This window comes from Roseateles violae (genome assembly GCF_030410485.1).
GTDB classification, from domain to species: domain Bacteria; phylum Pseudomonadota; class Gammaproteobacteria; order Burkholderiales; family Burkholderiaceae_C; genus Roseateles_D; species Roseateles_D violae.
Map to the genome: position 1 here is coordinate 40159 of NZ_JAUHHC010000008.1, position 12479 is coordinate 52637.

Here is a 12479-nt window from a genome sequence, read left to right on the forward strand (position 1 = left end):
TTCCCCTTTCATATGGCTGCAGATTGATGACTTCGAGAACCCCCAATCCTGGCGCACTGACGCCGTTTGCCCGAAGGTGGGAAGTCCCTTCGTATTCGCTCGATCCGACCCGCAACGGCATGCCGCTGCAGGCCAACATTTCACTCTCGGCCTTCCGCGTCCTGCCGTCGCGGTCGGCTCAGCTCGAACGTTGAGCGAGGTCTGTATGGAATACGCGGAACTGAAGGTGCAGGAAACCGTCCTCGCATTGCTCGGCGTTTTCGAGTTCGACGGCGGCCGCGCGTGGAAGCGCTATGACTTCGCAGTAATGGAAGCGCTACATAGCCAAGGCCTGATCAGCGATCCTCACGGGCGCGCAGAGTCTGTCCGCCTGACCGATGAGGGAATGTCGAGGGCCAAGGCATTGGCGGCGGAGCTCTTCGGAACAAGCTCGAATCATTAGACCGCGGAGGACCGCTTTGCGGCATCGAGATCGGCTTGGCGGATGTCGCAGATGGGTCGCGACCGGAAAACCACGAGATTCACAAGCCGCCATTCACGTTGCGGCGATCTCGACAATCGCGAATCGGCTCAACTAGGCCTGACACCCAGCATCTTCATTGCGGCAATCGCTCTCGTCGCGCATCACAGCGATCGCGCCAAAGGCAGCATGCGCGCATCTGCCGCTCAAGTGCCGCGCAGTAGCAGCCGCACAGGCGCGAGCTAGAGCGCTTTGGCGGACACCGGTGCACCAGCCAACTGCACGTCGTCAGCCTACCTCCCGCAGGCTTGGGCCACGACGTCCCCCCGTTACGCCCCATGCAGCCGCATGGACGCAATGCCGCGGCGTGAAATGCGCACGCACTGCCGTGTCGGGCCACTAACCGTTGGACGCCGGCAAATCTGCGACGTCTCGGGCGCCGCCTGCGAGATGAACAAGCGCGCAGAACTCGGTTTCCATGACCAACGAATCACTTTCGATCATGGCGAGAACGCTTTCGCGAAGCCTTCTTTCGACGTCTCCGAACGCCTTGGCTTCGAATTCAATATGCGGAAATCCGACGATCCGGCCAACGAATACATTCCTGGTCGGATCGAACTCGATCAGCCCAAAGACCTGTTTGCCTTCCTTGCTCATGTGAAGCTCCGATACGACTGACCCGTACTTGGATCTTGAACGGACAGAACCTGCCTCTCACTGACAGCCGCTTGTCGCCGCGACCGCCCGGTCGGCGCGCTCGCCGATGGCTGCCGGCCAGCTTACTGCCGCGCCAACAGGTTTCCAAGAACTGTTCGATTTCGACGCTCCACAGTCGGACCGGCACCTCCCCTATTGAAGATCGCGACGTCCCACCAGCAGGGCCGTGCCGCCGGAAAGCCACCCTAACCACTTGAATGAGGAGGCTGGGCGAGCCTTGACTCACATCCTGCGCCCGCAACTCGGACCGGTGCGCACACGGCGAGGATTCCATCCGGTTCGTTCTCGGCGGCTCAGGAAGACGTCGAGGAATTCACGGCACGCGAGGAGTTGGACGGGACTTTCTTCGCGCCCGGTGTCTATGCTCTCCCACCGCCGAACCAGGCACATCCACAGGATGCCTCCCTTGAAATTTCCGCTGACATTGATCGCGCTGTGCGCCATTGCCTTCGTCGCCATCCTGATCCTGGGCCGTGCTGCCACAGGGCGGAAGGGGCGCAAAGCCACGGGCAATGCGTGGAAGCGGCCACCGCTGACCGAGCGAGAGCAAGCCATGTATTTCCGGCTGTCGCAAGCGATGCCAGACTCGGTCGTACTGGCCCAAGTGGCGTTCTCTGCACTGCTCGACACCAAGGACCGGCCAACCCGCGCAACGTTCAACCGAAAGATGGCCGACTTCGTCGTCTGCTCGAAGGCCTTCGAAGTCATCGCCGTGGTTGAGCTGGACGACGCCTCGCACCGAGGTCGCGAGTCACAGGATGCAAAAAGAGCCGCTCTGTTGACTGCGGCTGGCTACAAGGTCATGCGCTTCAAGAGCGTCCCCGATACCGCCCCGTTGCTCGAAGCGTTTGCGCGCCTGGGCCTGCCCGCAGCCCGCGCTCAAAAGATCTAGCGGCAAGGTTTCTTGCGCAACTGGATGCCCGGAGTCCTTGGTCCCGCTGACGGCGGCTGCCTCCACGGCTCAATTGCTTGACAATCGCCTCATGGCCCAAGGCAAACGAATTTCTGCGGAGATAGACAACGACGCCTTGCAGGCGATCAAGGAGATGGGCGCGGCAGCCAAACAGGCGCGCGTGCAGGCCGGCGAGGGGCAGGCCTCAGCGGCCGCCCGACTCGGCGTTCATGTCCAGACGATTGGCCGGATTGAAGCCGGCGAACCCGGCGTCGCCATCAGTCACATGATGGGCTTGCTCGCGCTTTATGGCATTTCGGTCAAGCTCTGCCCTGCTGATCGCCCGGTTCCCTAGGGCGTGGTCTCGCACCTTGGCCGGCAGTCACTCAGACCTGCGGCGACTCAGCCTTGATGCTGGCAGCCGATGCCGGCTCGGCAGCGGTCTTGACTCGCTTCTTGGCCGGTATCTTCTTCTTTGAAGGGGCCTTGCCAACAGCCTTGACGACTTTGGCCGCCAAAGCTCGCTTCGTCGCAGGAGCCTTCCCAGTCACGGCGGCCCCTGGGCGCGCCGCAACCTTCGCTGCGGACGTCTTCTTGGCACCAGCCTTCTTGGCACCAACCTTCTTGGGCACGGCCTTCTTCGCTGCGGCAGTCTTGCGACTCGGCTTCGAGGTGCTCTTCTCTTCAGCAGTCGCCTTCTTCTTGACGAGCAAGAACTCATCGAGCGAACGGCCTGCGGCGAGAGCATCGCGAATCCACTGAGGACGCTTGCCCATGCCGCCCCATGTATTGCCTTGGTTGTCTGCGAACTTCGGCGACTTCGCACCAGGCGCCGTTTTTGGCTTTGTCGCCTTCGCCCTTGTCCGACGCCCGCCGCCAACGATGTCGCCGCCAATTGTTCCGAAGAGGTGCTCGGCTGTCAGACCGAACTGAGCGATTTCCTTCCTGATGCGAGCAATGACGACCGACTGGATCTGCGCAGCTTCCTTTTGAAGTTTCTCGATCTGGATCATGATTCGGGATAGAGACTTGGCCATGTAGTAGCTCCAATGCAGTTGCCCGGGCAGTCTAGCCGCTTACGGCAGGCAACCATGTGCATGCGCCGCGCGTGCAATGAACGCAATTCATTAGTGACCTGCCCATCACCGCAGTCGATCGCTGATCTCAATGCATCGTTGCAAGGCCTCGTCGAGTTCGACGACTCGATCCGCAACTACTTTTCTGCGCAGAGCGACCAGTTGATCGGGTCCGACCAGATCACCTCTTGCCGGAAATCGCCGGGAGACAACGACGTGGCCCGGACCAAGTAGGCGCGGCTCACTAGCAGCTTGAGCTTATCTGCCGTTGCGTCTTCGACGTACGCAACATAGCGGATGCCGTTCGCGGTTCGACACACGGTGGTGCCGCGGCGCTGCATCATCGGCCATTCTCTCGCAAGCCGGGATTGCTCAGCGCCCCTGGCATCGTCGGCGCGCTGTCTGGCACTTTGCGCGGCAGCCTCCTTCGCCGCGCTTGCGGCCGCCAGCTGACTCGCATTCTTGAAGCCACGGTCGCGCAGGAAGGCGGTGTAGGCCGGCGTTGCAACCGCTGTCGTCGGCTCAGCGACCAAGACCTCGACCTGCTGGCACATATCGTTGAAGCGCGTCACCTTGGCCATGAACAGGACCCGGTCATGCTCGTCGCGCGCGGAGCAAAAGCCGTCGTCATAGACGCCACCGCGACGTTGGCAGATTTCGGAATAGGCGCGCTTCACGTACAGCCAAGGATCGCCGCCCTTGTCGTCGCGGCACCACCAGGCGCTCGCCGTGCGATATCCAGCCTCCTCCTTGTACTTGCCCCGCATTCGGCCGCCACGAATCACGTCGTAGTCCACCAATCGGGGTTCGTCTCCGGTTGCTTGGAGGTGCTCTCCGAAGTAGCGACCCAGCGCCACCAGGTCGTTCTCAGGCGGCGGCGACCGATCAATTGCGCACCCCGCCTGCAGCACGGCCGCACAGGCCAACACCAAGACCCGCATCCATCGTTTCAGCATGAGTTCCTCCGAAAGAGTTGACCCCTCACATCTGCCCGACCACATAACGCAGCAAATGTGCGAATTAGTGTGTGTATGAATGAGTGTACTTTCGAGACAGTGCGGCGGTGCGCAAACACCCGCAACAAGTCTTCGGCGAGCGAATCCGGGAGCTGCGTCAGGCCGCGAACCTGACGCAGGAGGACCTGGCGAGCCGGTGCGGGCTGTTCCGGACCTATATGAGCCGCATCGAAACCGGCCAGGCCAATCCAACGTTGACTATCATTCACGCCTTGGCCGACAGCCTGGGCGTTCATATCACCGCCCTGTTCGACGCGAGCGCGCCCGTTGCAAGACCCAAGGCTTCGGCGCGCCCATCGCGAGGACGCGTTGCGCGATGACTGCCCAGGCCAGGGGCCAGGTACCGTAAGGGCGTAGTCCCGACACCATTTCATGGCCTGCCCTAAGCGCCGACCGGGAGCCGCGCCAGGAATGCCTGGATCTGAAGCGCCACATCGCCGCCACCCGGCCACCGACGCAGAATATTCAGGGGCGTCAAGATCACCAGCAGGTCGTTGCCTTCGTAGTCGATCAGGCGGGCAATCGGTCGCAGGTTCTCGCCCTCGCGGCAGAGGTATAGCTCCGTGTCCATCGCGGCCGAGCGCAAGTCCTGGAGCGGCCCCTGCACGCGCACCTTGAAATCCTTGACGCGCAAGGCCAGCGGCTCACCCGAGCAGACCTGGACTTCCGTGCAGACCTGCAGACGCAGCAGCACGTCTTCGACCGCGCTCCAGGTGTCTTGCAGGCTCACCGGTTCGGGCGCGACCGGAGAGACCAGAAGCGGCACAAGGAGCGCCGGTCGCTCACCCGGCGGGTGGGGAAACCGCGAGAGAAGCTCGAGCGCCGGTATGGTGGCAGATCCCTGGAACCATTCGGTATGCCCATCCCCGCGATGCGACGCGGGTGTCTTGAACGGCGCCAGTGTGCGATGCATGGCGCGCTCCAAGTCCCAGGCGCGCCGAGCGCTCGGCAGCCACAAGACGCGCGAGGCCTCGAGGTCCAGTTGCTGGGCGTCGTACTCCGGCAGGCTCCGCAGGCGCTGGATGGGGTTCACCGCCCAGCCGAGCTTGAAGCGGCGTCGGTCGAGGCGCTGCAGCAGGTAAACGGCAGCAGGCTTGCGCGCGAGGGGTAGCGTGATTCTGGTATTGGTCATGGCTGGTCCTCAATGAACTCGCCGGACGTAGCCGCCCAGGATCTCGATGTACTGCTCCGGCTTCAGGCGGCCCATGCGGTACAGCAGGCAGACGGCGATGACGCCGAGATCGAGGGCCGGAACTCGCAGCAGGCCTACATCGGAGTTCAGGGTGGGCTCGAGCTCTGCGGCGAGCGGCGTGACGGACACCGCCCTCACCTGCGGTTGGAGCAGCATCCAGTCGATCAGGTTCACCTGGTCCTGCAGCGAGAGGCTGCGGGTCTGTCCGGTGATCTGACTGAGCAGCGGTCCGCCGGATAAGCACAGTCCCTGCCCTCCGACGTAGTCTTCGAAGGCCCGGGCAAAGCGGACCTCGTCCGTGACGTCGGTGTCCGGCCGCGGTTCAACCCACAGCCAGAATCCCTTGGCTGCTTTGGGTGCTTTAGCAGCGACGCTCATTGCAGGCCTCCGACCGGTGTCATGTCTTGCAAGTCCGCGATCCACTCGGCGCGGCAGCATTCGATGCGAACGAAGACGACTTCGCGCTGGCAGATCAGCCAGCCCAGGACCACGCCGCGATCGGACGGCGCCAGCGGCCGGTTGAAGGGCAGCACGGCGATGCGCGACGGCGCGATTGCGGCGATCAGCCCGTGAGCGCGCAGATAGGCTTTGAGGCGCCCGCGCCAGGTGTCCACGGCCGGGCGCATCCAGGCCCGATGCCAGGAGCACATGGAGCCAAAGGATCTCGGTGCGCAGATGCACCAAGGGGTTCTGGGAATCAGTCATGAAGCTCTCCTTGGCGGGCGGCATTCAAGGCCTGTCGAAACGGCAGGCGTGAGTTCGCCCAGCACGGCCGCCTTGGCGGTCGCGCGTTGATGGATGGATGAGAGGGGGCGGCTTTATGCCGCGTGCTTCAGCGCGCTCGGCGGAGGCTGTCCCGGCTGCGCCGAGTCGTTGGCCGCCGACGGGGGTGACTCCCTGCCGGCATTGCCGCTGGAGAAGCGGGTCGCCAGCAGCCGGTCGATGGCCGAGCCATCGCGCCGGGTCAGGTTGGGCACGAAGCGGCTGTAGACACGGAACAGCATCTCGGTGCTGGCGTGGCCGAGTTGGCGGGCGATCCATTCGGGCGCTTCGCCGGAGGCCAGCCACAGGGTCGCGGCGGTGTGCCGCATTTGGTACGGCCGGCGGCGCTCGAAGCCGAGATGCCGCAGGATCGGATACCAGACGCGGTCCGAGAAGTTCTTGTTGTCGAGCGGCATGCCTTCGCTGTTGCAGAAGACATAGGCGCTCATCTTGCCGGTCGCTTCGTACTGGCGCTTCAGCGCCTCGTAGACGACTTGCGTCATCTGGATGTCGCGCTGACTCGAATCGGTCTTGGTGTACTCGTCCTCGCCGAGCACGATGGTTTCGCGGATCAGGATCAGGCGGTTCTCGAAGTCGATGTACTTCCACTTGAGCCCGTGGCATTCGCCGGTGCGCATGCCGGTGAAGAAGCGCACAGTGAAATAGTCGCGGTAGTCGACACGCACCGTCGACAGCAGCTTTTGCACCTCGTCGAGCGAGAAGGGCTGCACATCACCCTTGCGGTTCTTGAGCGGCTTGAGCGTGGCGATCGGCGAGCTGAAGCCGTGCGCTTCACCGGCATCGTTGAGGATCTGGCGCAGTGGCGACAAGATGCCGTTGATGCGCTTGTTGCTCATCTTGTCCCGCACCCTGCCCGGCAGCTCGGCGAGTTTGGCCCGAAAGGCCAGCACCTCGGCCTTGGTGATGCGGCCGATTTGCTTCTGGCCGAACTCGGGTATCAGATGGCCATCCAGGGTCGACTTCAAGATCTTGATGTGCGAGCGGCGCCACTCGACCTGGTGCTCGGCGAGCCACTGCTTGGTGAACTCCGCGAAGGTTGGTGTCGGCGGGGACGCGTTGGCATCGCCGGCCGGCGGTGTCGTCGGTGCCACACCGGGCAATGCAGACGACCCATTCGCCGGAGCAGCCATCTTTGACAGGTGCTTGCTGCCAGGGAAGGTTGCGGCGTAGTCGAACGTGCCGGCGGCGATTTGCTCTTCGATCTTGTCGAGGGCTTTTTGAAGGCGCTTGCGGTTGGATGCAGAGTCGAGCAGCATCGTTTGTTCTCGACACCGTTGCCCATTGAACCGGAAGTCGAAGAACAACAATTTGTTGTCTACTCGCGCTCGAATGCTACCCATGGAGGACTCCGCCATTGGCCATTGGGATTGCGGAACGGTCCACGGCGGCGGCTGCGCCGATGTCCCTTGCGATCGTCTCCCAGACGAACAGAATCTTGCGGCCACCAAACGGGCGAATGTAGTGAATCCCCTCAAGGAGAACACTGTCCTTTAGCCGCTCTCGGATTGTCCTAACGTCGTATTTGATTCGGGCCGACAGCTCGTCAGTCGTCAGATAGGTGGTTTCGGGCACTTCTCTCTCCTTGCCAAAGTTGCGACAATGAGGACGACAAATTTCCATTCCACCGGTACTTTTGTCGTTCTGAATGACATCTTAGGGCAAAGAAAGACATTTGCAAGTGCTTTTTGTCGTTCTGAATGACTTTTTTTCTTAGGGAACGACGTGATCAAGTGCCATTTGTCCAGACTGATGGGCGAGCGCAAGATGAAGATCGCTGACGTCGCGCGCGAAACGGGGCTGCATCGCAACACGATTACCCTGCTCTATGACGAAACTGCTGTGCGAGTGGATATAGACGCCATAGACAAGTTGTGCGATCTATTTGGAATTAGCGTCGGCGAGTTACTTGAGCGAATGCCCGACAACGCCAACTGAGCCGGCGCTACGACAAACGTGGGGTGTACAGGGCCGGTATAGGCTGGTTGCGGCCGGCCAGATTTCTCTTGCGTCTGACTGCTATGGCCGATACCGGTCCTTGAGCATTTCGTGACTGGATGGGCTCTTAATCGACCTGGCCGGATCAGATTCGTGTGTCCAGTCGGTGAAGCGCCACTCGGAGTCCGTCCATTAAATCGAACGGGGCGGCCAACGGGTCAACGCGGCACCTTCCTGAACTTCATGGCGTTCAGGGTCACGCCCAATTTGCTCTTCAGCTGTGTCTCATCGGGCGGAAGATCAAGCATCTCGCAGGCTTGCGCCATGCTGGAAAACTTGAACTGATTCACTAGGTGATACCGGATCATCGCGTCCACATATCGCTTAACCTGATAAACCTCGGACTCGACATCGCCCTCAGAGTGGCCTCCATGAACTGAACGATTTCGGTAGCGCCTGAGGTGCTCAAGGACCTGGCCCGTAAAGCGCTCGTCCCCAGACAAGAACCGGACTCGCCGGATAGTCTTGTCATAAGAAGCCATACCGGTGTCCGTCAAGAACTCAAGAAGGCTCCATAGTTTCTGGATGGTCATGTCAAGGTCGATGGAATCCATTGCTCGCGCATACCGTACGAAGGCACTCTCCATAGCGTCCCGGTAAGCGTGCTTGCGTAGCATGGCTCGGATCTTGGCGCCCGTCTTCAACGTCTCCGCCGCCTTGGCGTCCAACTGCAGCAGTGGCGTGTCGCGTTGCAGCGATGGCTCGTACCAGAACTGCTCGGACTCAAGTTCTCCCGCTGAGTTGTGGAATGTATGAATCGGCCCCAGAAAAACGGCATTGATGGGCTTCCTCGGCCCGCCGAAAGTGATGCGCCACGGAGGGGTCTTGAGGAAATTCCAGATGCCGCGCAAGAGGTCGACGGCCGCCAAGCACTTTTCGGCGGCGTCCTCCATGGATCTGGCCTCGACCTCGGCTCTAACAGCCTTCATCTTGGGTTCATGGGCTACCGCTAGCCAGTGGCCATTCCGGTCAAAGAACCGTTGACGCTGCGCTTTGACGACCTTGGGCATCGCCTTGAGAAACTTGATGGAGACATCGCCGACCATGGTGCTGGTGAGCAAGCTGTCACTCGTGACGGTGATCGATGTGTACATCACGTGCGTTACTAACGACCTTTTTCCGTAGACCTTAACGGCGGCGCGCACGTGACGGATAAAAGCCTCTGGATCTTTCGCCTTGGCTTTGACGGCCGCTTCGCACCCTTTAGAGACCAACTCGAGACGCGTTTCCGAGGAAAAATCCTGGGGGAAATTCAGCATCGACCGAAGCACCGTAAAGATGACAAGCGAGTCGGCATCAAGCGAATGGATGTGATGTTCCTTAGAGAGGCTGAAGAGCCTATCGAGCACTACGGGAATGTCGAAGCCATTCTTCCACGCCACGTCCATCTGATCCCCCTTGTTTTACTTGCTCGGGTCGAGCGGCGGTCCCATCAGAGCATGCCGATCCGCTGTATTTCCTTTTTTTCCTGGCATCCTGCCGTCGAAGAAGAACTTCACCCGACGATGGTGGTGTTGATTATGGTTGCCGGGGTGCGCTGGTTGACTAGGTACAGCTGAAAGCGGCGGAGATTGTCTCAGTGGCGGTGTCGGGCCGGCGCTTGAGGAAGGCTGCACAATTAGCGCTCCGAACCACCCAAGTGAGCGGATGACCGACCCCAAGACCCGGAACAACCATTTCGTCCCGCAGTGGTACCAGCGTGGCTTCCTCGCCCCGGGTCAGTCTCGTCTCTTTCACCTGAACCTCGATCCGGACCGCAAGACGCTGGCCGACGGGCGGCAGGTGCCGCGCACGGCTTTGCACGAATGGGGCACCAAGAACTGCTTCGTCGAGTACGACCTGTACACCACGCAATTCGGCCCCATCGTCAACGACGACATCGAGAAGCACCTGTTCGGCGCCATCGACGACCAAGGTGCCAAGGCCGTACGCGCTTTCGCGCGCGGCGACGCCAACGAGATGCATGAGTCCTTCCAGGACTTCTTCGAGCACATGGCCGCGCAGAAGCTGCGCACGCCTAAGGGTCTGGACTGGATCCGTTCGTGCTACGGCCCACTGGACCAGATCGACCTGATGGTGGAGATGCAGGCCTTGCGGCTCATGCACTGCACGATGTGGGCTGAGGGCGTTCGGGAGATCGTCTCTGCGGCGGCCTCAGATGTAAAGTTCATCGTGACAGACCACCCGGTGACGGTCTACAACCCGCAGACCGACCCCATGTCACCGGATTGCGCATATCCGCTGGACCCGATGGTGGCGTCTCTGGGCACGCAGACCGTGTTCGCGCTGGACGCCAACACCTGTTTGATCTTCACCCACCTGGAATACGCCAATGAGCCCGACCGGCAAGATTTGACCCGGCTGCGCACGAACGCCAGGCACCACGGCGTGGGCATGACCCGCACGGATGCGTTCATCCGCGACCGACGCCTGAGCCGAGACGAGGTGATCGCGATCAACCACCTGCTCAAGTCGCGCGCGAGGCGCTACATCGCAGCAGCCAACAAGGACTGGCTCTACCCGGAGCGGCACTTCAGCGGCTCGTGGGCACAGATCGCCAAGGTACTTCGGCCCACAGCGGACCTCTGGCGCTTCGGCGGGGAGATCTACGTCGGCTACAAGGACGGCAGCTCCGGGTACTGGGACGAACATGGCCGCACGTCTAAGGCTCATGAGTTCCTGATCCGCAGGTCGCCGCGCAAGAACATCGCGGCCAACGACTTTTGCGGCTGCGGCAGCGCCTACGCGTACAAGGACTGTTGTCAGCAGGTGCCGGCCGCCGAGCGACCGCCGTGGGAGGTCTACGGCTTGCGCGAGCGCAACATGATGTTCTGCAATGCCATCCAGGGCATCCTGGGCCTGCATGAGCGTGCGTCCTGGGAGGACGTACGCCGCACCCTGAGCGACGACCAGGTCCGGCGCATCCATGTCGCCTTCTCGACACTGTGGCCCGAGGACACGGATCTGGCCTTGCTGCTGCCGCGACCGAATCCCAAGAGGCTGCGCTCCGTCTACATCGGCATCGCCGATCCGCGCACGGTCGACGCCACCGTGCTGGGCTGGTTGCCCTATGTCGACGAGATCGTGCTCGTTAACCCATTTTTCCTGGGCACGCGCATGAAGCCCGAGTACAGCCCCATCGACTCACCGGCCGGCCACAAGATGCAGACGCTCAAGAACGTCTTGCTGCTGCTGAAGCTGGAGCCGTTCATACGCGCCGGCCTCGTTCATCTCGTGCCCGACCCCGGCGAGGTCAGCGCGCCGCTCGGCAAGCATGTCCGTGACGTCCTGACCCGTCGCACCGCCGGCTGGAAGCCTCCCAAGGGTGGGCTCCACAGCCTCCTGAAGCTCGGGGAGGAAGAGCACCGCCGGTTCATCTGGATGCTGCCAGAGGCATCACTGCGACACTACATCGCCAAGCACATGCCGGAGGCCGACGCCGCAATGACGGATCGGGTCATCGCCTACTTCAAGCGCCAAGCCGAGGCCGATCCGTACACGTTGCTGCAACCGCTACCCCTTGGAGACGCCGGCGCGCAGTTCCAGATCTACAAGGGCCTTAGCTTGGAGTCCGCGATGTATCTGGCAACGCTGACCGGCTCGGTTATCCATGTCGACACCGAGGCGCACTGGGAGCAACTCCTTATGGACGCGCAACCCGCTGGCGTGCCGTCGCAGCGCGTCTGGGCGCCCGTACGACAGGCCCTGGCTGAGATTAGGTTCCCGGTGGACCTCGATTCGCGTCGGGTGGCCGAACGGCTGTCCATCGGCGATCGGCCGCCAATCCGCTCGCTGCTGCGACGCCTGGCCGAATCGGTCTCTGCGCCAGGCACCGGCCCAACTCCCGATGTGTTGGCCAAACAGCTGCGCCAAGCGCGCGGCAAGGTCGAGCGTATGGCGATACCCACGGACGACGGCAATGTGCTCAACGCGCGTCTGGAGCTGCATGTACCGCCGGCGGGCTTCTTCCGCCATGAGGTGCAGCGGCTCATGGTGATGTTCGCAGGAGCTACCCGGCCCCGGTCGGTCCCGTTTGCATTGCATCTCGTGTTCGATGACCCGGAAAGTAGCGAGGCAGACGGCTCCGAGCCAGACGGTAAAACTGGCGGAATCACCTCTTCACGTGCAGAACTGCGTCGATAGCGTCGACTGCGCAGCGGTATCTAGCCAGCCCCGGGGCGAATCAAATCGGCTGAGAAGTGCTGGCAAGAATGGCGTCTGGCATGGCCGCAGGCGCGCGCCACTCACGTTTGAGCCTGGCTCGGGATTTTCACTCACAAGGGCACCTGAACGGCATGCCACACTGTGCCCATAAAAAGTCAAACGACCCTAAGGAAGGGGCTGCATA

General features: G+C 61.8%; 15 protein-coding genes. 7 read left to right on the forward strand and 8 right to left on the reverse strand.

All coding sequences use genetic code 11. The features are described from left to right. Positions 1-205: 205 nt before the first annotated feature. From QWJ38_RS23240 to QWJ38_RS23255, 4 genes are all read left to right on the forward strand, one after another. Positions 206-442 (forward strand): DUF6429 family protein, encoded by a 237-nt coding sequence (locus QWJ38_RS23240; protein ID WP_290361523.1) that lies wholly within the window; start codon positions 206-208, stop codon positions 440-442. Positions 443-808: 366 nt separating this feature from the next. Then, positions 809-1138: a hypothetical protein gene (locus QWJ38_RS23245; protein ID WP_290361524.1), complete on the forward strand. Its 330-nt coding sequence runs from the start codon at positions 809-811 to the stop codon at positions 1136-1138. Between the two features lie 445 nt (positions 1139-1583). Continuing rightward, positions 1584-2069 carry a DUF2726 domain-containing protein gene (locus tag QWJ38_RS23250; protein ID WP_290361525.1) on the forward strand — a complete coding sequence of 162 codons (486 nt, stop codon included), beginning with the start codon at positions 1584-1586 and terminating at the stop codon, positions 2067-2069. A gap of 91 nt (positions 2070-2160) precedes the next feature. Then, positions 2161-2424, forward strand: a complete 264-nt coding sequence (locus QWJ38_RS23255) for a helix-turn-helix transcriptional regulator (RefSeq protein ID WP_290361526.1) — start codon at positions 2161-2163, stop codon at positions 2422-2424. A gap of 31 nt (positions 2425-2455) precedes the next feature. Here the strand turns inward: QWJ38_RS23255 and QWJ38_RS23260 are convergent, their stop codons facing one another. Together QWJ38_RS23260 and QWJ38_RS23265 are read right to left on the reverse strand one after the other, a co-directional pair. Further along, positions 2456-3106 carry an H-NS histone family protein gene (locus tag QWJ38_RS23260; RefSeq protein WP_290361527.1) on the reverse strand — a complete coding sequence of 217 codons (651 nt, stop codon included), beginning with the start codon at positions 3104-3106 and terminating at the stop codon, positions 2456-2458. A 176-nt stretch (positions 3107-3282) separates the two neighbouring features. Then, positions 3283-4101, reverse strand: coding sequence for a hypothetical protein (locus QWJ38_RS23265; protein ID WP_290361528.1), 819 nt, complete (start codon positions 4099-4101; stop codon positions 3283-3285). A 107-nt stretch (positions 4102-4208) separates the two neighbouring features. Between QWJ38_RS23265 and QWJ38_RS23270 the strand changes: the two genes are divergently transcribed. Next, positions 4209-4481, forward strand: coding sequence for a helix-turn-helix domain-containing protein (locus QWJ38_RS23270; RefSeq protein ID WP_290361529.1), 273 nt, complete (start codon positions 4209-4211; stop codon positions 4479-4481). 62 nt (positions 4482-4543) lie between these two features. On the opposite strand, the gene QWJ38_RS23275 is transcribed toward QWJ38_RS23270, so the two are convergent. The 5 genes from QWJ38_RS23275 to QWJ38_RS23295 form a co-directional block, all read right to left on the reverse strand. Beyond that, positions 4544-5293, reverse strand: coding sequence for a GIY-YIG nuclease family protein (locus QWJ38_RS23275; RefSeq protein ID WP_290361530.1), 750 nt, complete (start codon positions 5291-5293; stop codon positions 4544-4546). Between the two features lie 9 nt (positions 5294-5302). Next, positions 5303-5731: a hypothetical protein gene (locus tag QWJ38_RS23280; protein ID WP_290361531.1), complete on the reverse strand. Its 429-nt coding sequence runs from the start codon at positions 5729-5731 to the stop codon at positions 5303-5305. Further along, positions 5728-5967: a hypothetical protein gene (locus QWJ38_RS23285; RefSeq protein ID WP_290361532.1), complete on the reverse strand. Its 240-nt coding sequence runs from the start codon at positions 5965-5967 to the stop codon at positions 5728-5730. Before QWJ38_RS23285 ends, QWJ38_RS23280 begins: the two co-directional genes overlap by 4 nt. A 204-nt stretch (positions 5968-6171) precedes the next feature. Further along, positions 6172-7476: an Arm DNA-binding domain-containing protein gene (locus QWJ38_RS23290; RefSeq protein WP_290361533.1), complete on the reverse strand. Its 1305-nt coding sequence runs from the start codon at positions 7474-7476 to the stop codon at positions 6172-6174. Then, a complete protein-coding gene (locus tag QWJ38_RS23295; protein WP_290361534.1) occupies positions 7469-7708 on the reverse strand; it encodes a hypothetical protein in 240 nt (79 codons plus the stop codon). Before QWJ38_RS23295 ends, QWJ38_RS23290 begins: the two co-directional genes overlap by 8 nt. Before the next feature lie 150 nt (positions 7709-7858). Here QWJ38_RS23295 and QWJ38_RS23300 point away from each other — a divergent pair, with 150 nt between their 5' ends. Further along, a complete protein-coding gene (locus QWJ38_RS23300) occupies positions 7859-8071 on the forward strand; it encodes a helix-turn-helix domain-containing protein (protein WP_290361535.1) in 213 nt (70 codons plus the stop codon). Between the two features lie 218 nt (positions 8072-8289). On the opposite strand, the gene QWJ38_RS23305 is transcribed toward QWJ38_RS23300, so the two are convergent. Next, complete coding sequence (locus QWJ38_RS23305; protein ID WP_290361536.1) at positions 8290-9519, reverse strand: hypothetical protein; 1230 nt, start codon at positions 9517-9519, stop codon at positions 8290-8292. A 259-nt stretch (positions 9520-9778) separates the two neighbouring features. On the opposite strand from QWJ38_RS23305, the gene QWJ38_RS23310 reads away from it, so the two are divergent. After that, positions 9779-12274, forward strand: coding sequence for a DUF4238 domain-containing protein (locus tag QWJ38_RS23310; RefSeq protein WP_290361537.1), 2496 nt, complete (start codon positions 9779-9781; stop codon positions 12272-12274). The last annotated feature ends 205 nt before the right edge of the window (positions 12275-12479 follow it).